The organism is Pseudoalteromonas sp. SG45-2 (genome assembly GCF_014164115.1).
Lineage (GTDB): Bacteria > Pseudomonadota > Gammaproteobacteria > Enterobacterales > Alteromonadaceae > Pseudoalteromonas > Pseudoalteromonas distincta.
The window spans coordinates 1-24,610 of the sequence record NZ_JACJEO010000011.1 but is presented as its reverse complement, the minus strand read 5'-3'; the positions used below and the strand labels follow the sequence as shown (position 1 = coordinate 24,610).

Genomic DNA, 24,610 nt, shown 5'->3' with positions numbered 1-24,610 from the left:
ACTAAATAGATTTAAGTTAGCTATCACTTGTCTTGCTGACAACCGATAGCTAACCACTTAAAACTGCGCTTACTCTTCTATCGAACTTACAATAAAATACGGATTTAAGTATTCATCTTTAGTGTTATAAATAAGCGGGCTGCCATCAAGTTTAGTCACTTTAGCGCCGGCTATTTCGGCGATTGCATGGCCTGCGCCTGTATCCCATTCGCAGGTTGGACCTAAGCGCGGGTAAATATCGGCGCTGCCCTCAGCTACTAAACACAACTTTAGTGAGCTGCCTTTAGACACCATTTCAACCTCATCAAAGCGTTTCACAAACTCGGCTAAATCGGGGGATGGGTGCGAGCGGCTGCCTACAACTCGAATTAACCCTTTGTTAGGTTTGGTAGTTACCTTAAGCTCAATTCGCTCATCGCCTTTATCTTTAAATGCACCAATGGCTTCGGCGGCTAAGTACGATACGCCAAGGGCGGGTGCATCAACTACGGCTAAAATAGGAATGCCGTTTTTAATTAGGGCGATGTTTACGGTAAATTCACCGTTCTTTTTAATAAATTCTTTAGTGCCGTCGATTGGATCAACTAACCAGTAGCTTTTCCACGTTTGGCGTACATCCCAACTTATGTCGGCGTTTTCTTCACTGAGTATTGGAATATCAGGTGTGAGCTGTTGAAGCCCTGCCACAATCAGTTTATGAGCTGCTAAATCGGCGTCGGTTACGGGGCTTTCATCGGCTTTGTACTCAACGTTAAAATCCTTTTCGTAAATTCCCATTATCGCTTGGCCTGCTTTGCGGGCAAGGATGAGGGTTTCTTCTAGCAGTTCGGTTTGATTCATGGGGTTAACCTATATTATGTGCTTTTGTTTTAGATACGTTATCAGTTGTGTAACCGATTGGTCTAGGGTGTTTTTACTTGTATCTAAAATTATTTCTGGATTGTTTGGCACTTCGTAGCTTGAATCGATACCAGTGAAGTGTTTTATCTCTCCAGCGCGGGCTTTTTTGTATAAGCCTTTAGGATCGCGGCTTTCGCATACATCCAGTGGGGTATCGATAAAGACTTCGATAAATTCGCCTTCGTCTACTAAGTTACGCACCATGTCGCGTTCTGCTCTAAAAGGCGATATAAACGCAGTAAGTACTAACAAGCCAGCGTCGGTCATTAGTTTTGCGGTTTCGCCTACGCGGCGTATGTTTTCAATGCGGTCTTCGTCGCTAAAGCCTAGATCTTTACACAAACCGTGGCGTACGTTGTCGCCATCGAGCAGGTAAGTGTGCGTACCTTGCTGATTAAGCGCCGCTTCTAGTGCGTTTGCTACGGTGCTTTTGCCAGAGCCTGAAAAGCCGGTAAACCATAAAATAGCGGGCTTATGTTTTTTTTGCTCACTACGCTGTGCTTTTGTGGTTGCGTAGTTATGCCAAACTATATTTTCATCCATAGTGAGAGTCTCTTATGCTGTGAGCGCAGGTATTAAAACGGAAATACCAGCGGGATCAAGGTTAATACCGTGATTGAATAAATAATAGAAAGGGGTAAGCCCATCACTATGTAATCTTTTAAGCGATAGTTACCCGCGCTATAAACCATTAGATTAGTTTGATACCCAAATGGCGATATAAAGCTAGCTGATGCGCCAAAGGCAACCGCCATAATAAACGGTAGTGGGTCTACATTAAAACCAACCGCGAGCGAGTAAGCAACAGGGAACGACAAGGCAGCAGCTGCGTTGTTAGTTATAAGCTCGGTAAATAATACGGTCATTAAAAATATAGCTATAAACGCGCCGTACGGGCCAAAATCCCCAAGTACCATAAACATGGCGTCGGATATTTGCCCGGCAAGTCCGGTGCCTATCATTAATTTAGCAAGGCCAATGGCGCTACCTACAACCACCAATAACTCGATAGGAAAACGGCGTTTTACTTCGTTAAGTTTTATGGTGCCGCTGAGCATTAAGCCAATCAGTAATACTAATAAGCCTTTAACCAGCGGCACTATGCCAATAATGCTTAAACCCAGTACTGCGGCAAAGCTTAGTAGCACAATATTTGATTGCTTAGGTGCAAGGTGGGCTTGTAAGTCAAACCCTGAAATATACACAAATTCGCGCTTTAAATTAGGCAAAGTGTAAAAATTTTTGCCTGGTGCGAGTATAAGTGAGTCGCCAGCTTGTAATTGCACTTGCCCAAGGCCGCCCTGTAAGCGGTCGTGTCCACGGCGAATGGCAATAACAGCAGCATGAAACTGCTCTCTAAAGCGGGCTTCTTTTACGGTTTTGCCAATAAATTTTGAAGATTGACTTACGACTACTTCTACTAAGTGTTCTATGTCTTTTTGATGATTCTCGTGCACTACTTTTAAACCGTCGAAACGGGTAAGTAATGGCACCGATTTTATGTCACCTACAAACAGCAGCACGTCGTCTTTTTGAATAATTTGCTGCGGAGTGACTGCGCAAATTCGGCTGCCATCGCGAATAATTTCAGCAAGGAATAAGTCTTTTAAATCACGCAGGCCGTTTTCTTCTACGGTTTGGCCTATTAATTTTGAGCTTGCTTGTACTTTACCTTCTAGGTAAAAAGGCACGACTTCTTGGTCGCTTTTACCGTTGTCGGGTAAGTATTTAAGCATTACTAAAATGGTAATTAGGCCTACGCTTAGCGCGCCTAAACCCACTAATGTAAAGTCAAAAAAGCCCAGCGGTTCCATGCCCGCATCTACTGCAAAGCCATTAACGATTAAGTTGGTTGATGTACCAATAAGCGTAATAGTGCCGCCCAAAATAGCAGTGTACGACAGCGGTAATAATAGCTTTGAAGGGGAGTGATTAGGATTGTCTTTTATCGCGGTAATAAGCGATGCAACAACGGCGGTATTGTTAGTAAACGACGATAAAAAGGCGGTTGATAACCCCAATTTTGTTACCGATTTTACTAAACTACCTTTAGATAGCGATTGCGCTAACTTTTGAATTAGGGTGGTTTTTTCTATTGCGGTCGACACTAACACCAATAGTACTAAAGTGATAAGCGACGGGTTAGCGTAGTTAACTAACATACTTTCAAGATCGATTAGCCCTGCTAAGTAGCTGGTGCCAATAGCGCTTACAAATAACCATGCTGGATTAATACGGGTGCCAAAAAGGCACCCGACTAAGGTAAGCATAATGCCTGTTAAAACGAGCTGTTCTACCATGCTTTTAAATTCCTAACAGGCTAAAGTTAACTTATAACTTAGAAATATCAAGCGCTTGCCAATGCGGGAAGTGCTTGCGTACTAAGCTGTTAAATTCAACTTCAAATTCGCTAAAGTTACTTTGCTTTGTTTGGCTTTGCAGTACTTGCTCAATCATACCGGCAGCAACAGTTAGGTTTGATAAGCGATCGATTAGGATAAACGAGCCTGTTTCGTGATTGCTGTGGTACTCGTCTGCCAAAATAGTTTCGGTTAGTTCAAGCGTTACAATCGCAATTTCGTTTAGCTGTAATGAGTCGCTAGTGCCGTGCTCAAGCGTGTTTACATCAATTGTGTAGTCAATCTTTTTAACAATAGCTGAGGTGTTTTTGCTACCTAGTTTTAGGTTATAGCTTTTACCTAACACTAATGGCGATTCATGCATCCACACAATTTTAGCTTGCAGCTGGTTAGTAACAGCGGCCGTTGAGTTTGCAGGTACGATTACATCCCCTCGGCTAATATCAATTTCGTTATTTAGGGTAACGGTAATTGCTTGGCCTGCTTCGGCGCTGTCCAGATTACCATCAAAGGTAACAATTTCTTTAATGCTTGATGTTTTACCCGACGGTAGTACTTTTATAGCATCGCCTACGTGCATCTTGCCCGATGTCAGTGTGCCCTGAAAACCACGGAAGTTTAAGTTAGGACGCACGACATATTGCACCGGTAGGCGCGCTTCAAAGCCTGTATCTGTTTCGGCTGCTGGCGAATCTTCTAATAACTCTAGTAGCGGCTTGTCGGTGTAATACGGTGTATGTGCAGAGCGTGTTACTACGTTGTCGCCTTTAAGCGCCGACATAGGCACAAACTTAATGTTTGATACGTTAAGTTGCTCAGCAAATTTAAGGTAATCGGCCTTAATTTTTTCATACACGGTTTCGTCAAAATCAACGATATCCATTTTATTAACGGCAACAACAAACTGTTTAATGCCCAGCGAGTCACAAATAAAGCTATGGCGCTTAGTTTGTACTTGTACGCCGTAACGCGCATCAACCAAAATAATGGCGACATCGCTTGTTGATGCACCAGTTACCATGTTGCGCGTGTATTGCTCGTGCCCAGGCGTGTCGGCAATAATAAATTTACGCTTAGCCGTTGAAAAGTAACGGTACGCTACGTCAATCGTAATGCCTTGTTCACGCTCAGCTTGTAGGCCATCAACTAATAAAGCAAGGTCAAGATCTTCACCTGCATTACCTACTTTTTCGTTATCTTTATGAAGGGCTGCTAGCTGATCTTCATAAATTTGGTGGCTGTCGTGCAGTAGGCGGCCAATCAATGTTGATTTACCGTCATCTACGCTGCCACAAGTAAGCATGCGTAATAAGCTTTTGTCTTGTTGGCGTGCTAGGTAGGCGTCTATGCCTATTTCTTTTACTTCGTTAAATGTATCGTTATTTTGGCTAGACATTAAAAATACCCCTCACGTTTTTTCTTCTCCATTGAGCCGGCTGAATCATGGTCAATAACACGACCTTCACGTTCAGATGACGTAGATAGCAGCATTTCTTCGATAATTTCGGTTAAAGTACTGGCTGTTGATTCAACTGCACCGGTAAGTGGGTAGCAGCCTAATGTACGAAAACGTACAGATTTCATTTGCGGTACTTCACCTTCATTAAGAGGCATACGCTCATCGTCAACCATAATCAAAGTACCGTCGCGCTCAACTACTGGGCGATCTTTAGCTAGGTACAATGGCACCATTTCGATGTTTTCTTGATAAATGTATTGCCAAATATCAAGCTCAGTCCAGTTAGATAATGGGAAAACACGAATGCTCTCACCCGGATTAACTTGGCTGTTGTAGGTATTCCAAAGCTCTGGGCGTTGGTTTTTAGGGTCCCAACGGTGGTGTTTGTCGCGGAACGAATAAACACGCTCCTTTGCGCGTGACTTTTCTTCGTCGCGGCGTGCGCCACCAAATGCAGCATCAAAGCCGTATTTATCTAGCGCTTGTTTTAAGCCTTGGGTTTTCATTATGTCGGTATGTTTACCCGAGCCATGCGTAAACGGGCCTACACCCATTTCAATGCCTTCTGGATTTTTGTGTACCAGTAGATCAAAGCCGTATTCTTTAGCTATACGGTCGCGAAACTCGATCATTTCACGAAACTTCCAGTTGGTGTCTACGTGTAATAACGGAAACGGAATTTTTGCAGGGTAAAATGCTTTACGCGCTAAGTGCAAAAGTACCGACGAATCTTTACCAATAGAGTAAAGCATTACTGGGTTCTCAAACTCAGCGGCGACTTCGCGCATGATTTTGATACTTTCAGCTTCAAGTTGCTGAAGGTGAGTTAAAGCCATTGTTAGTCGTCCTACTAAAATGATTAAAAGTTACAAATTTAAAATTCGGTTATGTATTTGATACATCTGTTAGCGGCTGTGCAAAGCTGCTTGTTTGCTCGTTCTTCCCAAACCACGCTAGTTGCGAGTGCAGGGCGGCTACTTCACCAATAATGAGTAGCGCAGGCGATATAATGCTGTTGCGTTCAATTAAGTCGGCAAGTTCGCCTAATTGGCCTGTTACAACACGCTGATTTTTACGTGTACCGTTTTCGATAATGGCAACAGGGGTGTCGGCTTTGCGGCCATGTTTTAAAAGCTCGCCTTGTATGTGCGGCGATTTAATTACGCCCATGTAAATAGCCAGCGTTTGATTTGCTTTTGCCAGCGATTGCCAATCAAGTTCTTGACCGTCTTTTTTACAGTGGCCAGTTACAAATTGAATGGCTTGTGCATGGTCGCGATGCGTAAGCGGAATACCCGCGTAAGCACTACAACCTGCAGCGGCTGTAATACCTGGAACAATTTGATAATTTACGTTGTTAGCAGCCAGTACTTGTACTTCTTCGCCACCACGGCCATAAATAAACGGGTCACCACCTTTAATGCGGCACACTTTTTTGCCTTGTTTAGCAAGGTCGACCAGCATTTGGTTGGTATCTTCTTGAACAACACTATGATCGCCCAAACGTTTACCTACACAAATAAGGTCAGCATCGCGGCGCACTAGTTCCATAATTTCGTCAGAGACTAAAAAGTCATAAACGACGACGTCGGCTTGTTGCATAAGTTGCAGTGCTTTAAGTGTTAAAAGCTCTGGATCGCCAGGGCCTGCACCTACTACATATACTTCGCCTTCAGGTTCTGCTTTTGCATCTAGCATTTGCTCTAGTTGCTGCTGTGCGGCTTGGGTATCGCCGGTTTGTACTTTACTCACAACAGATGAGTCGAACACGCCTTCCCAAAATTGGCGGCGGTCTGAAAAATGCTTAAAGCGTTTTTTTACTTTGTCTCTAAAGCCACCGACAAGTGTTGCAAGTGGGCCAATATGATGTGGAATAAGAGTTTCGAGCTTTTCGCGTAAGCGACGTGCAAGTACGGGCGCTGTGCCAGCACTTGATATAGCAATCGTAATTGGGTCACGGTCAACAATGGATGGGAATATAAACGTACATTTAGGTTGGTCATCAACCACGTTTACAAACACATTGCGGGCATTGGCAAGTTCAAATACGTTGTTGTTTACTTCATCGCGGTCGGTTGCTGCAATAACAAGCATTTTGCCATCAAGGTGCGATTCATCAAAATAAGCATCAATAAGCGTTACTTCATTATTATGTGCATGCTCTTTTAGTTCGTCGCAAAACCAAGGTGCTACTAAAGTAACGCTTGCTCTCGCTTTTAAAAACGCGCGACATTTGCGTAAAGCGACCTCTCCACCGCCAACAACCAATACTGGTTTGTTGTCGAGTTTGGTAAAGATAGGTAAATACTGCACGTTAATAAGACCCCTAAACAAATTCAAATATAAGAAAACGCTTTATTCTGATATGCAGAATATAGCGGCTATCAATAAGTAAAAAATAATTAAAACCAAGTTGATATAACCAAAAGTTATAATAGGTGGGCTTTTTAGGCCTAAGAGCTAGTTAACAAGGGATTGCGCCGAGTTACAAGTAAAATAACCAGCTTATAGTGTTTGGTTATGAGCTATAGCGAGTTTGGTTTAATTTGTTAATATGGAGGCATATCAAATTTTGTACTTATACCAATTGCATTAAATTAGTGATCTATTATAGCGACGAGAAAATAGCTCAATAACAAGGCTAAAATTATGATACATAGTTGTTCTATATAAATAGTTTTTAACCTAGTTAGTGCGTTATTTAATACGCTAAAATGATCATGTTTTTAATAAAATTGGTATTACATAAGCAACGGAGCTCTAATGACACAACACCAAAAAGATGCCGCATTAGCAGTCGCACTGATGGATTTAACAAGCTTAAACACCAGCGATACCACCAAAAGCATTCAAGCACTTGTTGATAGCATAAATCCTACCTTAGGCACGCCTGCCGCTGTATGTGTTTATAGCGACTTTGTTGATGATGCAAAAATAGCACTCGCAGCGCTTGAGCTTAACCATGTTAAAGTCGCAACAGTTACTAACTTTCCAACAGGTGATGCACCACTGAGTGATGTAATTAACGAAACACTTATTGCAATAGAGCGCGGCGCTGACGAAATTGATTTGGTTATTCCTTATAAAAAGTTAATCGCGGGCGATGCTCAAACTGTAGTTAACTATGTAAGCGAAAGTAAAAAAGCATGTGGGTCGCGCGCGCAACTTAAAGTAATAATAGAAAGCGGCGAGCTAAAAACCGACGCGCTTATTACTCAAGCCACGGAGCTTGCAATTGAAGGCGGTGCTGATTTTGTAAAAACCAGTACGGGTAAAGTAGCTGTAAATGCCACGCTTGAATCAACAAAAACTATGCTAACAGCCATTAAAAGCTCAAATAAACGTGTGGGCTTTAAAGCGGCCGGCGGTGTTAAAACAGTGGCCGATGCTAGTGATTATTTAGCGCTAGCACGCGCAATAATGGGTGATGATTATTTGCAAGCAAATACATTTAGGTTTGGCGCTTCAAGCTTGTTAAGTGACGTTTATAAAACCATAGGGAAATAATCAATATCTTTGGATTGTAGGTTTATCTAACCGATTAAATTATTAGCAGTTTAAACAATAATGTAATTAATTAATTAGATTTTCCAATGTGGGTATCTTTTAGGCTTGTGTTAATGAACTGCGTAAGTATAATAGGCATCCACTTTGCAGGGGCGTAGTTCCAATTGGTAGAACAGCGGTCTCCAAAACCGATGGTTGGGAGTTCGAATCTCTCCGCCCCTGCCAGTTTTACTTGTTATTTGAGTAGTCTGAGATTAAAAACCGGTTTAAATTAAGTCTGTTTTTAAGTTTAGATTTTAATGGATTAACCCTGCCGTAGTGTAGGGTTGTTGTGTCTGTAGTTAAGGTAATAATATTATGAGCACGAATGTAGAAACACCATCAAGTGCGATGGAGTCAGTAAAGTGGTTAGTAGCAATCGCGCTACTTGCAGGCGCAGTTGTTGGTAATCACATGTATGCAGATCAATCTGTATTACTACGTGCTATTGGCGTTGTTGTTGCAATAGCGGCCGGATTAGCAATTGCCTCGCAAACATTTAAGGGACGTAACTTTCTTGCTTTCGCTAAAGAAGCTCGAATTGAAGTACGCAAAGTTATTTGGCCAACGCGCCAAGAAACTACCCACACGACATTAATTGTAATGGTTGCAACAGTGATTATGGCACTTATCCTTTGGGGATTAGATGGCATTTTATTCCGCGCTGTAGGCTTTTTAACTGGATTGGAGATCTGATCCCATGTCGGATGAGAACGAGAACAAAGAAATTAAGTTACGTTGGTATGTAGTACAGGCCTTTTCTGGTTACGAAAAGCGTGTAGCTCAAACGTTAATTGAACATATTAAAATCGAAGGTCTAGAATCGAGCTTTGGTGAGATATTAGTACCAACTGAAGAAGTTGTTGAGATGCGCGCTGGCCAAAAGCGTAAATCTGAGCGTAAATTCTTCCCAGGTTATGTATTAGTACAAATGGATATGAATGACGCAAGCTGGCACTTAGTGAACAGCACAGAACGCGTTATGGGCTTTATTGGTGGTACGTCTGATCGTCCTGCTCCTATCAGCCCTAAAGAAGCTGAGCGCATTCTTAATCGCCTACAAGAAAATGCTGAAGCACCTAAACCTGCTACATTATTTGAACCAGGTGAAGTTGTACGCGTTACAGATGGTCCATTTGCAGATTTCAGTGGTGTAGTTGAAGAAGTTGACTACGAAAAGAGCCGCGTAAAAGTATCTGTACTTATTTTTGGTCGTTCTACGCCAGTTGAGCTTGAATTCGGTCAAGTTGAGCAAGATAAGTAATTGATTAAAAAAGCTTCGCTAATTTTTATTTAAATTTTGGCATGAAGCTTGAAAAAGGCCGCTGATTAACTTATAATCAGCGGCCTTTTTGTATTAAGGTAAAATTTATTTTTTACTGTGCAAAAAGTACGAAACCAATTTTTAAACTGGGAAGCCGTTAGAGTACGCGTCCTCGCGCGCACAAGGCTGAGACCCACCAAATGAGGTATTTATAATGGCTAAAAAAGTTGAAGCTCTAATCAAGCTACAAGTTGCCGCTGGTATGGCTAATCCTAGTCCTCCAGTAGGTCCTGCACTAGGTCAACACGGTGTAAACATCATGGAATTCTGTAAAGCGTTTAACGCACGTACAGAGTCTATCGAAAAAGGCGCTCCAGTTCCTGTAGTGATCTCTGTTTACGGTGACCGTTCATTTACGTTCGACATGAAAACGCCACCTGCTGCTTACTTACTTAAGAAAGCTGCTGGTATCAAGTCAGGCTCAGGCCGTCCTAACACTGATAAAGTAGGCACAGTAACTCGTGCTCAACTTGAAGAAATTGTTGAGACAAAACGAACTGACCTTACAGCTGCCGATATGGACGCAGCGGTTCGCACTATCGCAGGTTCTGCGCGTGCGATGGGCTTGAACGTAGAGGACTAAGAAATGGCTAAATTAACTAAACGTATGCGTACTATCCGCGAAAAAGTGGAAGTAACTAAAGATTACGAAATCAATGAAGCAGTTGCTCTTTTAAAAGAGTTAGCGACAGCTAAATTCGTAGAAAGTGTTGACGTTGCCGTTAACCTTGGTATCGATGCTCGTAAATCTGATCAAAACGTTCGTGGTGCTACTGTACTACCTAACGGTACTGGTCGTGACGTTCGTGTTGCTGTATTCACACAAGGCGCTAATGCAGAAGCTGCAAAAGAAGCCGGTGCTGAATTAGTAGGTATGGAAGATCTTGCTGAACTAGTTAAAAAAGGCGAGATGAACTTTGACGTTGTTGTTGCATCACCAGACGCTATGCGTGTTGTTGGTCAACTAGGTCAAATCTTAGGCCCACGTGGTCTAATGCCAAACCCTAAAACTGGTACTGTAACGCCTAACGTTGCAGAAGCAGTTAAAAATGCTAAAGCAGGTCAAGTACGTTACCGTAATGACAAAAATGGCATCATCCATACTACTATTGGTAAGGTTGATTTCACTGCAGAGCAGTTACAACAAAACCTTGAAGCTCTAATTGTTGCGCTTAAGAAGGCTAAACCTTCTCAAGCTAAAGGTGTTTACTTGAAGAAAGTAACTATCTCTACAACAATGGGCGCAGGTGTTTCTGTTGACCAAAACACTTTAAGCACTATTGTTGCTTAATTGAGTGTTTACATGGCGTGAAATTTGTACTATAATTTCGCGCCATTTTGTTGATTAATTTATTAATTTGCAAAGTAAAGAATTCGGGTTGAAGTCCATAATTTCGTTAAGCCTTCGGGGTTAACGATAAATTGGGCTTCCGTCCAAGACCGTAGGTGGCTTCGGCCTTAATATTCACCTACGTAGACGGTGTAGACCCCAGATAGATTTTTCCTAATCCTTCTGGCTCTCGCCGTAAAAAGCATCTCTACCTTGTTTGGTAGGGAAGAGTAGAACAGGGGAATCCGATAATCGGTACCCCCATTAAACCAGGAGTAACACCCATGGCTTTAAATCTTCAAGGCAAAAAAGCAATAGTTGCTGAAGTCAACGAAGCAGCCAATGGTGCTCTATCTGCAGTTGTTGCAGATTCTCGTGGTGTAACAGTTGGCGCAATCACTGCCCTTCGTAAAGAAGCTCGTGCAAATGGTGTTTGGATGAAAGTTGTCCGTAACACTTTAGCAAAACGTGCTCTTGAAGGAACAGATTTTGAGTGTCTTTCTGATTCATTTGTTGGTCCAAGCTTAATCGCTTTCTCATCAGAGCACCCAGGTGCTGCTGCGCGTATCTTTTCAGATTTCGCGAAAAAGAATGAGAAATTCGAGCTTAAAACGGCCGCTTTTGAAGGAAATGTTGTTGATGCAGCAATGCTTGCTACATTACCTACATACGATGAAGCTGTTGCACGCTTAATGAGTGCTATGAAAGAAGCGTCTGCTGGCAAATTGTGTAAAACAATTGAAGCAGTACGTGTACAGAAAGAAGAGCAAGCTGCTTAATTTTAAGCTGTTTAATCTCACTTTCGGTGTAAAATTTATTTGGACTTAATGTCCGTTAATTATTAGGAAATTTGTAATGTCTGTATCTAAAGACCAAATCCTTGACGCAATTGCTGAAATGTCAGTAATGGACGTTGTTGCTCTTATCGAAGCAATGGAAGAAAAATTCGGCGTAACTGCTGCAGCTGCAATGGTAGCTGGTCCAGCTGCTGAAGCTGCTGAAGAGAAAACAGAATTTGACGTAATCCTTACTGGCGCTGGCGCTAACAAGGTTTCTGCAATCAAAGCTGTTCGTAGCGCAACTGGCCTTGGCCTTAAAGAAGCGAAAGCTCTTGTTGAAGCTGCTCCTACACCTGTTAAAGAAGGTGTATCTAAAGAAGAAGCTGAAGCACTTGCAAAAGATCTTACTGAAGCTGGTGCTGAAGTTGAGGTTAAGTAATTTAGCTTTTGCTAAGTTCGCTGCCTGAGAAATCAGGCAAGGGCTGGTGATTATTTAATCACCGGCCTTTTTGCGCTATAGAGTGATGCACTCTTTTAGTTCAAATAAAATCTGATTTTTTCTTTACTTTCAACGCTTTATAGTTTGCTAGTGTTAAAGTGGGATCTAATTAGAACAACAGTTAAATGTTGTAAAATCTTGGCATAGCTGCCAGTTAAGTCTGTTCTTACAAGAACAGGTCGGGTCAAAGATCAGCAAGCTGAGGAACCCCATGGCTTACTCTTATTCTGAAAAGAAACGTATCCGTAAGGATTTTGGTAAACGTCCACAAGTTTTGGATATACCTTTTTTACTGTCTACACAGTTAGAATCGTTTAAAAAATTCTTAGTGCCGGACGCTGATGGCGATCATGGTTTGGAAGCTGCCTTCCGTTCTGTGTTCCCTATTAAAAGCTACTCGGGAAATTCTGAGCTTCAATACGTAAGTTACCGTATTGGTGAGCCAGTTTTCGATGTAAAAGAATGTCAAATTCGCGGTGTGACTTATTCTGCTCCACTTCGCGTGAAACTGCGTCTTGTTGTTATGGACAAAGAAGCACCAGGCACAGTTAAAGACATTAAAGAGCAAGAAGTTTACATGGGCGAAATTCCGCTCATGACAGATACCGGTACTTTTGTAATCAATGGTACAGAGCGTGTTATCGTTTCTCAGCTACACCGTAGCCCTGGTGTATTCTTTGATAACGACCGCGGTAAAACCCATTCATCGGGTAAAGTATTATATAACGCACGCGTTATACCTTACCGTGGTTCATGGTTAGACTTCGAATTTGATGCAAAAGATAACTTATATGTACGTATTGACCGCCGTCGTAAATTACCGGCGTCTATCATCCTACGTGCACTAGAGTATTCTAGCGAAGAAATCCTAGATATGTTCTTCGATAACACTACGTTTGAAGTAACGAATGGTAAAGTTCTTATGGAACTTGTACCTTCGCGTTTACGTGGTGAAACTGCCGCTTTTGATATCAAGAGCGAAGACGGTGAAGTATTTGTTGAAAGCGGTCGTCGTGTTACGGCTCGCCACATCAAGAGCATCGAGAAGAAAGGCATTAAGCAATTAGAAGTACCACATGAGTACATCATTGGCCGTATTGTAGCTAAAAACTATGTTGATGAGTCAACTGGTGAAGTTATTGCAAATGCAAATGACGAGCTAACTCTAGAGCTAATGGCTGAATTGGTTAAAGCCGGTCACACTAAAATTGATACTTTATATATCAATGAAGTGGACAGCGGTGCTTACATGTCAAATACATTGAACATTGACTCTTCAAGCAGCCGTTTAGAAGCACTAGTAGAAATTTACCGCATGATGCGCCCAGGCGAGCCACCGACGAAAGACGCGGCTGAAGCCTTATTCCAGAACTTGTTCTTCTCTGAAGAGCGTTATGACTTATCTACTGTAGGTCGTATGAAGTTCAATAGCCGTGTTGGTTACGATACAGACACAGGCCCAGGCACATTAAGCAAAGAAGACATCGTGTCTGTTATGAAAGTATTAATTGCTATTCGTAACGGTCAAGGCGATGTTGATGATATCGATCACTTAGGCAACCGTCGTATACGTAGTGTTGGCGAAATGGCTGAGAACCAATTCCGTGTTGGTCTAGTACGTGTTGAACGTGCTGTACGTGAGCGTTTAAGCTTAGGTGACCTTGACGCGATAATGCCACAAGATCTTATTAACGCTAAGCCTATTTCGGCAGCGGTTAAAGAGTTCTTCGGCTCGTCTCAGTTATCACAGTTTATGGACCAAAATAACCCACTATCAGAAGTTACGCATAAACGTCGTATCTCTGCATTAGGTCCGGGCGGTCTAACTCGTGAACGCGCAGGCTTTGAAGTACGTGACGTTCACGTAACTCACTATGGTCGCGTATGTCCAATCGAGACTCCTGAGGGTCCAAACATCGGTCTAATTAACTCGTTGTCTACGTACGCACGTACAAATGACTACGGTTTCTTAGAAACACCTTACCGCAAAGTGGTAGATGGTGTTGTAACTGATGAAGTTGATTACTTATCAGCCATTGAAGAAGGTCAGTTTGTTATCGCACAGGCGAACTCAAACTTAACTGAAACCAATGAGTTTGTTGATGAACTTATTCCATGTCGTCACAAAGGTGAATCTACCTTTATGGGTCGCATGGACCAGCAGTATATGGATGTATCACCACAACAGGTGATCTCTGTAGCGGCAGCACTTATCCCGTTCCTAGAACACGATGATGCTAACCGTGCATTGATGGGTTCAAACATGCAACGCCAAGCAGTACCAACATTGAAAGCGGATAAACCGTTAGTAGGTACTGGTATTGAGTTAACACTAGCGAAAGATTCTGGTGTAACTATCGTTGCTAAACGTGGTGGTGAAGTAATGTATGCTGACGCAAGTCGCATCGTTGTAAATGTACATGAAGAAGAACGCATCCCAGGTGAAGCGGGCATCGACATCTACAACTTAACCAAATACACACGTTCTAACCAAAATACATGTATTAACCAAAAACCAACTTGTATGGTTGGCGAACCGGTTACTCGTGGTGACGTGTTAGCAGATGGTCCTTCGACTGACTTAGGTGACTTAGCCCTTGGTCAAAACCTTCGCGTGGCATTCATGCCATGGAACGGTTACAACTTCGAAGATTCAATCTTGTTATCAGAGCGCGTAGTTGAAGAAGATCGTCTAACGACTATCCATATTCAAGAACTACAGTGTGTTGCCCGTGATACTAAATTAGGTCCTGAAGAGATCACTGCAGATATCCCGAATGTGGGTGAGTCTGCGCTAGGCAAGCTTGATGAATCAGGCGTTGTATATATTGGTGCTGAAGTTAAAGGCGGCGATATCCTAGTAGGTAAAGTGACTCCTAAAGGCGAGACACAGCTTACACCTGAAGAGAAGCTACTACGTGCTATCTTCGGCGAAAAAGCGTCTGACGTTAAAGACAGCTCTTTACGCGTACCAAACTCTGTAACTGGTACTGTAATTGACGTGCAAGTTTTCACCCGTGATGGTGTTGAAAAAGATAAACGTGCGTTAGAAGTTGAAGACATGCAGCTTCGCGAAGCGAAGAAAGACTTCAACGAAGAGTTCCGTATTTTAGAAGCAGGCGTTTTAGACCGTGCACGCAAGCTACTTATAGCTGCTGGTTTTGATGAAGATAAACTTGCATCTCTTAATGCTGAAAAAGTACTTACGCAAAGCCTTGCTGAAGAAGACAAGCAAGCTGAGCTTGAGCAACTAGCTGCACAGTACGATGAGCTTAAAGCTGAATACGATAAAAAGTTTGAAAACAAACGTCGTAAAATTACCCAAGGTGATGATTTAGCACCAGGCGTACTTAAGATTGTTAAAGTATACCTAGCTGTTAAACGTCGTATCCAACCGGGTGATAAAATGGCGGGTCGTCACGGTAACAAAGGTGTTATCTCGACTATCGTACCAGTAGAAGATATGCCTTACGATGACAAAGGTCGTACGGTAGATATCGTATTGAATCCACTAGGTGTACCATCGCGTATGAACATCGGTCAGATCCTTGAAACACATATGGGTCTTGCTGCACGTGGTATCGGTGAACGTATTGAAGAGATGATGAAAGAACAACGTGAGCTTCATGAGCTACGTGAATTCATCAAGCAAGCTTACGAAATTGGTGAATCTCGCCAAGTTGTAGACATTGCTAGCTTCACTGATGACGAAATTCGTCGTCTAGCTGAAAACTTAAAAGGTGGTTTACCAATAGCTACTCCTGCATTTGATGGCGCGAAAGAAAGCGAAATCAAAGACATGCTTGAGCTTGGTGGATATCCTCGAAGTGGTCAGGTTACACTTTATGATGGCCGTACTGGCGATCAGTTTGAACGTCAAGTAACTGTTGGTTACATGTACATGCTTAAACTTAACCACTTGGTTGATGATAAGATGCACGCACGTTCTACTGGTTCTTACAGCCTTGTTACTCAGCAGCCGCTGGGTGGTAAAGCACAGTTCGGTGGCCAGCGTTTTGGTGAGATGGAAGTATGGGCACTTGAAGCTTACGGTGCTGCTTACACTCTACAAGAAATGCTAACAGTGAAATCGGATGACGTGAACGGTCGTACTAAGATGTATAAAAACATCGTTGATGGTAACCATAAAATGGAACCAGGTATGCCAGAATCGTTCAACGTATTGTTGAAAGAAATCCGCTCACTGGGTATCAACATCGAGTTGGAAGAAAATTAAGCCAATTAGATGCTGCAGTTAACGCTGCAGCATCTGTTACGGCTGAATAGAATGTAGGGACGAGACTATCCGTCCTCAAGATTAACTCCGACAGGAGAGCTAAGGTGAAAGACTTACTTAAGTTTCTGAAGCAACAAAATAAGACCGAAGAATTCGATGCAATTCGCATTGGTCTTGCTTCACCAGACATGGTTCGTTCATGGTCATACGGTGAAGTAAAGAAACCTGAGACTATTAACTACCGTACTTTCAAGCCTGAGCGCGACGGCTTATTCTGTGCCCGTATTTTTGGCCCAGTGAAAGATTATGAGTGTTTATGTGGTAAATATAAACGCCTTAAACACCGTGGTGTGATCTGTGAAAAGTGTGGCGTTGAAGTAACACTCACTAAAGTGCGACGCGATCGTATGGGTCATATCGACCTTGCGAGCCCAGTTGCACATATATGGTTTTTAAAATCATTACCGTCACGTATTGGCTTAATGCTAGATATGACGCTTCGTGATATTGAACGTGTTCTTTACTTCGAATCATTCGTAGTAACTGAGCCTGGTATGACAACGCTTGAGCGTGGTCAACTATTAGGTGAAGAAGAATACTTAGATTCACTAGAAGAGCACGGTGATGAATTTGAAGCGAAGATGGGTGCTGAAGCAGTTTTAGACTTGCTTCGTGAACTTGATCTTGCTCAATTAATTGCTGAGATGCGTGAAGAGTTACCAACAATTAACTCTGAAACTAAGCGTAAAAAAATCACTAAACGTCTTAAGTTAATGGAATCGTTCCACCAATCAGGTAATAACCCTGAGTGGATGATCATGACAGTACTTCCAGTATTGCCACCTGATCTACGCCCATTAGTACCATTAGACGGTGGTCGTTTTGCGACATCTGATCTAAACGACCTTTACCGTCGTGTTATTAACCGTAATAACCGTCTTAAGCGTCTACTAGATTTAGCAGCACCAGACATTATTGTACGCAACGAAAAACGTATGTTACAAGAAGCGGTAGATGCGCTACTTGATAACGGTCGTCGTGGTCGTGCAATTACAGGTTCTAACAAACGTCCTCTTAAATCTCTTGCTGATATGATCAAGGGTAAGCAAGGTCGTTTCCGTCAGAACTTACTTGGTAAGCGTGTAGATTATTCAGGCCGTTCTGTAATCACAGTAGGTCCTACTCTTAAGCTTCACCAATGTGGTCTTCCTAAGAAGATGGCACTAGAGTTATTCAAACCATTCATCTATGGCAAATTAGAGCGTCGCGGCATGGCTACGACAATCAAAGCAGCTAAGAAGATGGTTGAACGTGAAGTTCCGGAAGTATGGGATGTACTTGACGAAGTAATTCGTGAACATCCAGTATTACTTAACCGTGCACCAACACTTCACCGTTTGGGTATCCAAGCGTTTGAACCTGTGCTTATCGAAGGTAAAGCGATTCATTTGCATCCATTAGTATGTGCGGCCTACAACGCCGATTTCGATGGTGACCAAATGGCGGTACACGTACCGTTAACAATCGAAGCACAGCTTGAAGCTCGTGCCTTAATGATGTCAACAAACAACATTCTATCTCCTGCGAATGGTGAGCCAATCATCGTTCCTTCACAGGATGTTGTATTGGGTCTTTATTACATGACTCGTGACCGCATTAACGCTAAAGGCGAAGGCGCGATATTTAAAGATCCAAAAGAAGCAGAAAAAGCATACCGCAGCGGCAATGCAGACCTTCACGCAATCGTGAAAGTACGTATTAGCCAATCAGTTAAAAACGAAGACGGCATAGTAGAAGACACTGTTACTGTTATCGATACAACTGTTGGTCGTGCAATTCTGTCTCTAATTTTACCTAAAGGCATGCCGTTTGCGTCAATCAACCAGCCGCTAGGTAAAAAGCAGATTTCTGGCTTATTGAATGAGTGTTACCGTCGTCTAGGTCTTAAAGATACAGTTATCTTTGCTGACCAAGTTATGTACACCGGTTTCCATTATGCAATGAAGTCAGGTGTTTCTATCGGTATTGATGACTTAGTTATCCCACCGATTAAAGCACAGATAATTGAATCAGCTGAAGCTGAAGTGACTGAAATCAACCAACAATTCCAATCAGGTCTTGTAACGGCTGGTGAAAAGTACAATAAAGTTATCGATATCTGGTCACGTGTAAACGAAAACTTATCACGTGAGATGATGGCTAACTTGTCAAAAGATACAGTTATCAATGCAAAAGGTGAAGAAGTAGAGCAACCGTCATTTAACTCAGTGTTTATGATGGCCGACTCAGGTGCTCGTGGTAGTGCTGCACAGATTCGTCAGTTGGCGGGTATGCGTGGTCTAATGGCACGTCCAGATGGTTCAATCATCGAGACGCCAATCACAGCTAACTTCCGTGAAGGTCTAAACGTACTTCAGTACTTCATCTCAACGCATGGTGCGCGTAAAGGTCTTGCCGATACAGCACTTAAAACAGCAAACTCGGGTTACCTAACGCGTCGTCTAGTAGACGTTGCACAAGATTTGGTAATCAATGAAGATGACTGTGGCACAGAAGATGGCTTAACAATGAAACCGCTTATTGAAGGTGGTGATGTTGTAGAAGCACTTCGCGAACGTGTTCTAGGTCGTGTTGTTGCTGAAGATATTGTAATTCCAGGTACTAATACTGTACTTGTTGAACGTAATGTTATGCTTGACGAAAAACTGTGTGACCTTTTAGAAGAGCACTCAGTAGATGAAGTTCGCGTACGTTCTGTTATCACATGTGATAATGACTTTGGTGTTTGTGCTAACTGTTACGGTCGTGACCTAGCACGTGGTCACATCATCAACGCTGGTGAATCAGTGGGTGTTATCGCGGCTCAATCAATCGGTGAGCCGGGTACACAGTTAACAATGCGTACCTTCCACATCGGTGGTGCGGCATCTAGAGCATCTGCAGAAAATAATGTACAAGTTAAAACTAACGGTACATTAAAACTTCATAACTCTAAGTACGTATTAAACACAGACGGTAAGATTGTTATTACCTCTCGTTCTACGGAAATTACTATCATCGATAGTCATGGTCGTGAGAAAGAGCGTTATAAAGTACCTTACGGTGCGGTACTAACAGTGCAAGACAATGCAGAAGTTCAAGGTAATGACATCGTCGCTACTTGGGACCCGCATAGTCACCCAATCGTTCTTGAGCATAAGTCAAAAGTATCGTTCAGCGATATCGATGATTCAAATACTGAAGCACAGACTGATGAACTAACCGGTTTAACCCGTGTAGTTGTAAAAGATCTTGCTAAAGTAAATACGAAAGAACCAAAGCTTATCATTGAAAGTGAAGAGCGCGGTCTGCAAGAAACACGTCTTCCTTCATTCACTACGATTGAAGTTATTGACGGCGTTACAGCAAACCCAGGTGACGTGTTAGCACGTATTCCGCAAGAAGGTTCGAAAACTCGTGATATCACGGGTGGTCTACCACGCGTAGCCGACTTATTTGAAGCTCGTAAGCCAAAAGATCCAGCTATATTAGCTGAAGTAACTGGTACAATTAGCTTCGGTAAAGAGACTAAAGGTAAGAAGCGTTTAGTTATTACTCCAGCTGAAGGTGATCATTACGAAGAGATGATTCCTAAGTGGCGTCAACTTAACGTGTTTGAAGGTGAGCAAGTGTCTAAAGGTGAAGTTATTGCCGATGGTCCTGAATCACCGCATGACATCTTACGCCTACGTGGTGTGACTCATGTTGCTAACTATATCGTTAACGAAGTGCAAGAGGTTTACCGTTTGCAAGGCGTTAAGATCAATGACAAGCACATTGAAACAATTATCCGTCAAATGTTACGTAAATGTACCATTATGCACGGCGGTGATACTGACTTCTTAGCCGGTGAACAAATCGAAGTGGCGCGCGTTAATATCGCAAACCGTGACCTTGAAAAACAAGGTAAGATACCAGCTAAGTTTGAAATCCAGTTAATGGGTATCACAAAAGCATCACTAGCAACAGAATCTTTCATCTCTGCAGCGTCTTTCCAAGAGACAACACGTGTTCTTACAGATGCGGCAGTGAATGGTAAGAGCGATGAGCTTCGCGGTCTTAAAGAAAACGTAATTGTGGGTCGTTTGATCCCAGCCGGTACCGGTTTTGCGTATCATCAAGAACGTATGGCTCGCCGTAAACAAAGCAAAGTAGTAGTAGAAGAGCAAACAGTAAGTGCAGAAGAGGCGACTCAAGCACTTACAGACGCTCTAAATGCTGATTTGTCTGGAAATCAATAAACTGTTCTTAATCAATAGATTAAGTGATCGTAAGGCAGTTATATGCTGTCTTACGATTAGTTTAGGTTGACAGGTTAAACTTTGCTCATTAAAATTCCGCCACCCATTTACTTGTGTGCTTAATGCAGGCTCGTAAATAAAGGGCGGATTTTTTTATTTTTTTCAGTAGTAATTTTAATTTCAGGAGCTATTTAAATGGCAACTATTAACCAGCTAGTGCGTAAGCCACGCCGTAGCAAGGTTACGAAAAGTAACTCAGCTGCACTAAAAGCGTGTCCGCAAAAGCGCGGTGTATGTACTCGCGTATATACAACTACACCTAAGAAACCAAACTCGGCGTTACGTAAAGTAGCACGTGTACGTTTAACTAACGGTTTCGAAGTAACTTCATACATTGGCGGTGAAGGTCATAACCTTCAAGAGCATAGTGTAATCCTAATCCGTGGTGGTCGTGTTAAAGATTTACCAGGTGTGCGTTTTCACACTGTTCGTGGTGCACTTGACTGTGCAGGCGTTAGCGATCGTCGTCAAGCTCGTTCTAAATACGGTGCAAAACGCCCTAAAGGGTAATTGTATTCCGTTAGTAAGGCCAAGCACTAAATATTTATAATTATTGTTTTGGGTGATTGACTCGAAAGAGCAAACCTGAATAAACCGGAGATACAAAATGCCTAGAAGACGCGTAATCGGTCAACGTAAAATTCTTCCAGATCCTAAGTTCGGATCGGAACTTCTTGCTAAATTCGTTAACATCGTGATGTTAGACGGCAAGAAATCTACTGCTGAAAAAATTGTTTATGGTGCGCTAGACGTGGCTGCTGAGAAATCAGGCAAGTCGCACCTAGAAATCTTTGAAACTGCACTTGATAACATCCGTCCACAGGTAGAGGTTAAATCTCGCCGTGTTGGTGGTTCAACTTATCAAGTACCAGTTGAAGTACGTCCAGTTCGTCGTAACGCATTAGGTATGCGTTGGTTAGTAGACGCTGCACGTAAGCGTGGCGAAAAATCTATGGGCTTACGTTTAGCTCAAGAAATCGTTGACGCTTCTGATAATAAAGGCACTGCGGTTAAGAAACGTGAAGACGTTCACCGTATGGCTGAAGCGAATAAAGCATTCGCTCATTACCGTTGGTAATCTGTCTTTAACCTTTAAGAGGATCATATGGCACGTACAACTCCACTTGAGCGCTATCGTAATATAGGTATTGTTGCTCACGTAGATGCAGGCAAAACCACCACAACAGAACGTGTTCTGTTCTACACAGGTCTTTCTCATAAGATCGGTGAAGTACATGATGGCGCTGCAACTATGGATTGGATGGAGCAGGAACAAGAGCGTGGTATCACAATCACTTCTGCTGCAACAACGTGTTTTTGGAAAGGGATGGACGCTCAATTTGACGCCCATCGTATCAATATTATTGATACTCCAGGACACGTAGATTTCACTATCGAAGTAGAGCGTTCTTTACGCGTACTAGATGGTGCGGTAGTTGTTCTTTGTGCTTCATCTGGTGTACAGCCGCAAACTGAGACAGTTTGGCGTCAAGCGAACAAATACGAAGTTCCGAGAATGATCTTCGTAAATAAAATGGATCGCACGGGCGCAGACTTCTTAGCAGTGGTCAGCCAGGTGAAATCTCGTCTTGGAGCAACGCCTGTTCCAATTCAGTTGCCTGTAGGCGCTGAGGACGACTTTAAAGGTGTTATTGACCTTATAAAAATGAAAGTGATTAACTGGAACGAAGCGGACCAGGGTATGACTTTCTCTTATGAGGCAATACCGGCAGAACTTCTGGAATTAGCTGAAGAATGGCGCGCTCATTTAGTTGAAAGCGCTGCTGAAGCAACAGAAGAACTAATGGATAAATACTTAGAAGGTGAAGAGTTAAGTGAAGCAGAAATTAAAAATGCTTTACGCCAACGAACATTAGCAAATGAGATTGTTCCAGTTACTTGTGGTAGCGCATTTAAAAACAAAGGCGTTCAAGCTGTGCTTGATGGCGTTGTTGAATATATGCCGTCACCAGAGCAAGTGAAACAAATCCAAGGTATCTTAGAAAATGGTACTGAGGAAGAACGTCCAGCTAATGATAAAGCGCCGTTTGCTGCACTCGCATTTAAGATTGCAACAGACCCGTTTGTTGGAACCTTGACCTTTTTCCGTGTTTACTCTGGTACTGTTAAACAGGGTGACACGGTATATAATCCAGTAAAAAGTAAGCGTGAGCGACTTGGCCGTATCGTACAGATGCATTCAAACTCTCGTGAAGAGATCAAAGAAGTTTTCGCAGGCGACATCGCGGCAGCTATTGGTCTTAAAGACGTAACAACAGGTGAAACACTGTGTGATCCGAATTCTATTATTACGCTTGAGCGTATGGAATTCCCAGAACCAGTAATCTCTATTGCGGTTGAGCCCCGCACTATAGCTGACCAAGATAAGATGGGTATCGCACTAGGTAAACTAGCTGCTGAAGATCCTTCTTTTCGCGTACAAACTGACGAAGAATCAGGCCAGGTTATAATCTCTGGCATGGGTGAACTTCACTTAGATATCATCGTCGACCGTATGAAACGTGAATTCAGTGTTGAATGTAACGTTGGTAAGCCGCAGGTCTCATACCGAGAAGCTATTCGTTCAACTGTTAAGGTTGAAGGGAAGTTTATACGTCAGTCAGGTGGTCGTGGCCAATATGGACACGTTTGGATTAAACTTGAACCGATGGATATTACGGATGATGAGTCACCAATTTACGAGTTCGTTAACGAAACCGTAGGTGGTTCAGTTCCTAAAGAATTCGTTCCTGCGGTAGACAAAGGTATCCAAGAGCAAATGTCTCAAGGTGTACTGGCAGGCTACCCATTACTTGGCGTTAAAGCGACTTTATATGATGGTTCATTCCATGATGTAGATTCGAATGAAATGGCATTTAAAATAGCAGGTTCACTGGCAATGAAAAACGGGGCGCTTGAAGCTAACCCTGTACTTTTAGAGCCAGTAATGAAGGTTGAAGTACTCACTCCTGATTCAAATATGGGTGATGTAGTTGGCGACTTAAACCGTCGCCGCGGCATAATCGAAGGCATGGAAGATGCATTAGGTGGACTTAAGCAAATTAATGCGCAAGTTCCTCTTTCTGAAATGTTTGGTTATGCAACTGCTTTACGATCTGCAACACAGGGCCGTGCCTCATACTCTATGGAGTTTGTGAAGTACGCTGAAGCCTCTAAAAATGTCGCAGATACAATAATTTCAGCTCGCGCTGTTATATAATTTTAGCTTGTCTGGCTCAATAGTGAGTCAGGCTTTAATTTCTTTATTAGGAATTTTTTAAGATGGCAAAAGAAAAGTTTGAACGCGTAAAACCGCACGTAAACGTTGGTACAATCGGCCACGTTGACCACGGTAAAACTACACTAACTGCAGCAATCACTAACGTACTTGCAAAAGTATACGGCGGTGTTGCTAAAGATTTCGCATCAATCGATAACGCTCCAGAAGAGCGCGAACGTGGTATCACTATTTCAACGTCTCACGTTGAATACGATACACCTACACGTCACTACGCACACGTAGATTGTCCTGGTCACGCCGATTATGTTAAAAACATGATCACTGGTGCTGCTCAAATGGACGGCGCGATCTTAGTAGTTGCTGCGACAGATGGCCCTATGCCACAAACGCGTGAGCACATCCTTCTTTCTCGTCAGGTTGGCGTTCCTTACATCATCGTATTCATGAACAAATGTGACATGGTTGATGATGAAGAGCTACTTGAACTAGTAGAAATGGAAGTTCGTGAACTTCTTTCTGAATACGATTTCCCAGGTGATGACTTACCTCTAATCGCTGGTTCTGCGCTTAAAGCGTTAGAAGGCGAGAAAGAGTG

The 24,610-nt window shown here is 42.7% G+C and carries 19 protein-coding genes and 1 tRNA gene; 14 read left to right on the top strand and 6 right to left on the bottom strand.

The genetic code is table 11. The features are described 5' to 3' along the window. Positions 1-69: 69 nt before the first annotated feature. The 6 genes from cysQ to cysG are packed head-to-tail and all read right to left on the bottom strand — an operon-like array spanning position 70 to position 7,032. Positions 70-840 carry a 3'(2'),5'-bisphosphate nucleotidase CysQ gene (gene cysQ / locus H5116_RS09640; protein ID WP_182716024.1) on the bottom strand — a complete coding sequence of 257 codons (771 nt, stop codon included), beginning with the start codon at positions 838-840 and terminating at the stop codon, positions 70-72. Positions 841-849: 9 nt separating this feature from the next. Beyond that, entirely contained in the window at positions 850-1,443 is a 594-nt protein-coding gene (cysC, locus tag H5116_RS09635) for an adenylyl-sulfate kinase (RefSeq protein WP_002958870.1), read from the bottom strand. Between the two features lie 32 nt (positions 1,444-1,475). Then, positions 1,476-3,200 (bottom strand): SLC13 family permease, encoded by a 1,725-nt coding sequence (locus H5116_RS09630; protein ID WP_002958871.1) that lies wholly within the window; start codon positions 3,198-3,200, stop codon positions 1,476-1,478. Positions 3,201-3,231: 31 nt separating this feature from the next. After that, positions 3,232-4,656 carry a sulfate adenylyltransferase subunit CysN gene (gene cysN / locus H5116_RS09625; RefSeq protein ID WP_024603862.1) on the bottom strand — a complete coding sequence of 475 codons (1,425 nt, stop codon included), beginning with the start codon at positions 4,654-4,656 and terminating at the stop codon, positions 3,232-3,234. Next, positions 4,656-5,555: a sulfate adenylyltransferase subunit CysD gene (gene cysD / locus H5116_RS09620; protein WP_002958873.1), complete on the bottom strand. Its 900-nt coding sequence runs from the start codon at positions 5,553-5,555 to the stop codon at positions 4,656-4,658. The genes cysN and cysD overlap by 1 nt, the downstream gene beginning before the upstream one ends. A gap of 49 nt (positions 5,556-5,604) precedes the next feature. After that, a complete protein-coding gene (gene cysG / locus H5116_RS09615) occupies positions 5,605-7,032 on the bottom strand; it encodes a siroheme synthase CysG (RefSeq protein WP_002958874.1) in 1,428 nt (475 codons plus the stop codon). Between the two features lie 450 nt (positions 7,033-7,482). On the opposite strand from cysG, the gene deoC reads away from it, so the two are divergent. The 14 genes from deoC to H5116_RS09545 all read left to right on the top strand — a co-directional run. Next, entirely contained in the window at positions 7,483-8,226 is a 744-nt protein-coding gene (gene deoC / locus H5116_RS09610) for a deoxyribose-phosphate aldolase (protein WP_182716023.1), read from the top strand. Between the two features lie 148 nt (positions 8,227-8,374). Then, positions 8,375-8,451 (top strand) — tRNA-Trp (locus H5116_RS09605). A gap of 132 nt (positions 8,452-8,583) precedes the next feature. Further along, positions 8,584-8,961, top strand: coding sequence for a preprotein translocase subunit SecE (gene secE, locus H5116_RS09600; protein WP_002958877.1), 378 nt, complete (start codon positions 8,584-8,586; stop codon positions 8,959-8,961). A 4-nt stretch (positions 8,962-8,965) separates the two neighbouring features. Further along, positions 8,966-9,529, top strand: coding sequence for a transcription termination/antitermination protein NusG (gene nusG / locus H5116_RS09595; RefSeq protein ID WP_002958878.1), 564 nt, complete (start codon positions 8,966-8,968; stop codon positions 9,527-9,529). Between the two features lie 214 nt (positions 9,530-9,743). After that, positions 9,744-10,172, top strand: coding sequence for a 50S ribosomal protein L11 (gene rplK / locus H5116_RS09590; RefSeq protein ID WP_002958879.1), 429 nt, complete (start codon positions 9,744-9,746; stop codon positions 10,170-10,172). Between the two features lie 3 nt (positions 10,173-10,175). After that, complete coding sequence (gene rplA, locus H5116_RS09585) at positions 10,176-10,880, top strand: 50S ribosomal protein L1 (RefSeq protein WP_002958880.1); 705 nt, start codon at positions 10,176-10,178, stop codon at positions 10,878-10,880. A 323-nt stretch (positions 10,881-11,203) separates the two neighbouring features. Next, the gene (gene rplJ / locus H5116_RS09580; RefSeq protein WP_002958881.1) at positions 11,204-11,698 is read left to right on the top strand and encodes a 50S ribosomal protein L10; all 495 of its coding nucleotides are present in this window, start codon (positions 11,204-11,206) and stop codon (positions 11,696-11,698) included. Positions 11,699-11,774: 76 nt separating this feature from the next. Beyond that, complete coding sequence (gene rplL / locus H5116_RS09575) at positions 11,775-12,137, top strand: 50S ribosomal protein L7/L12 (RefSeq protein ID WP_002958882.1); 363 nt, start codon at positions 11,775-11,777, stop codon at positions 12,135-12,137. A gap of 271 nt (positions 12,138-12,408) precedes the next feature. Next, the gene (gene rpoB, locus H5116_RS09570) at positions 12,409-16,434 is read left to right on the top strand and encodes a DNA-directed RNA polymerase subunit beta (RefSeq protein ID WP_138488388.1); all 4,026 of its coding nucleotides are present in this window, start codon (positions 12,409-12,411) and stop codon (positions 16,432-16,434) included. Between the two features lie 104 nt (positions 16,435-16,538). Next, positions 16,539-20,714: a DNA-directed RNA polymerase subunit beta' gene (gene rpoC / locus H5116_RS09565; RefSeq protein WP_002958884.1), complete on the top strand. Its 4,176-nt coding sequence runs from the start codon at positions 16,539-16,541 to the stop codon at positions 20,712-20,714. 195 nt (positions 20,715-20,909) lie between these two features. Next, a complete protein-coding gene (gene rpsL, locus H5116_RS09560) occupies positions 20,910-21,284 on the top strand; it encodes a 30S ribosomal protein S12 (RefSeq protein WP_002958885.1) in 375 nt (124 codons plus the stop codon). Positions 21,285-21,381: 97 nt separating this feature from the next. Next, entirely contained in the window at positions 21,382-21,852 is a 471-nt protein-coding gene (gene rpsG / locus H5116_RS09555) for a 30S ribosomal protein S7 (RefSeq protein ID WP_010555004.1), read from the top strand. A 27-nt stretch (positions 21,853-21,879) separates the two neighbouring features. After that, complete coding sequence (gene fusA / locus H5116_RS09550; protein WP_002958887.1) at positions 21,880-23,994, top strand: elongation factor G; 2,115 nt, start codon at positions 21,880-21,882, stop codon at positions 23,992-23,994. Positions 23,995-24,056: 62 nt separating this feature from the next. Beyond that, positions 24,057-24,610: GTP-binding protein (locus tag H5116_RS09545; protein ID WP_182716022.1), on the top strand; the 554-nt coding region annotated here is incomplete at its 3' end.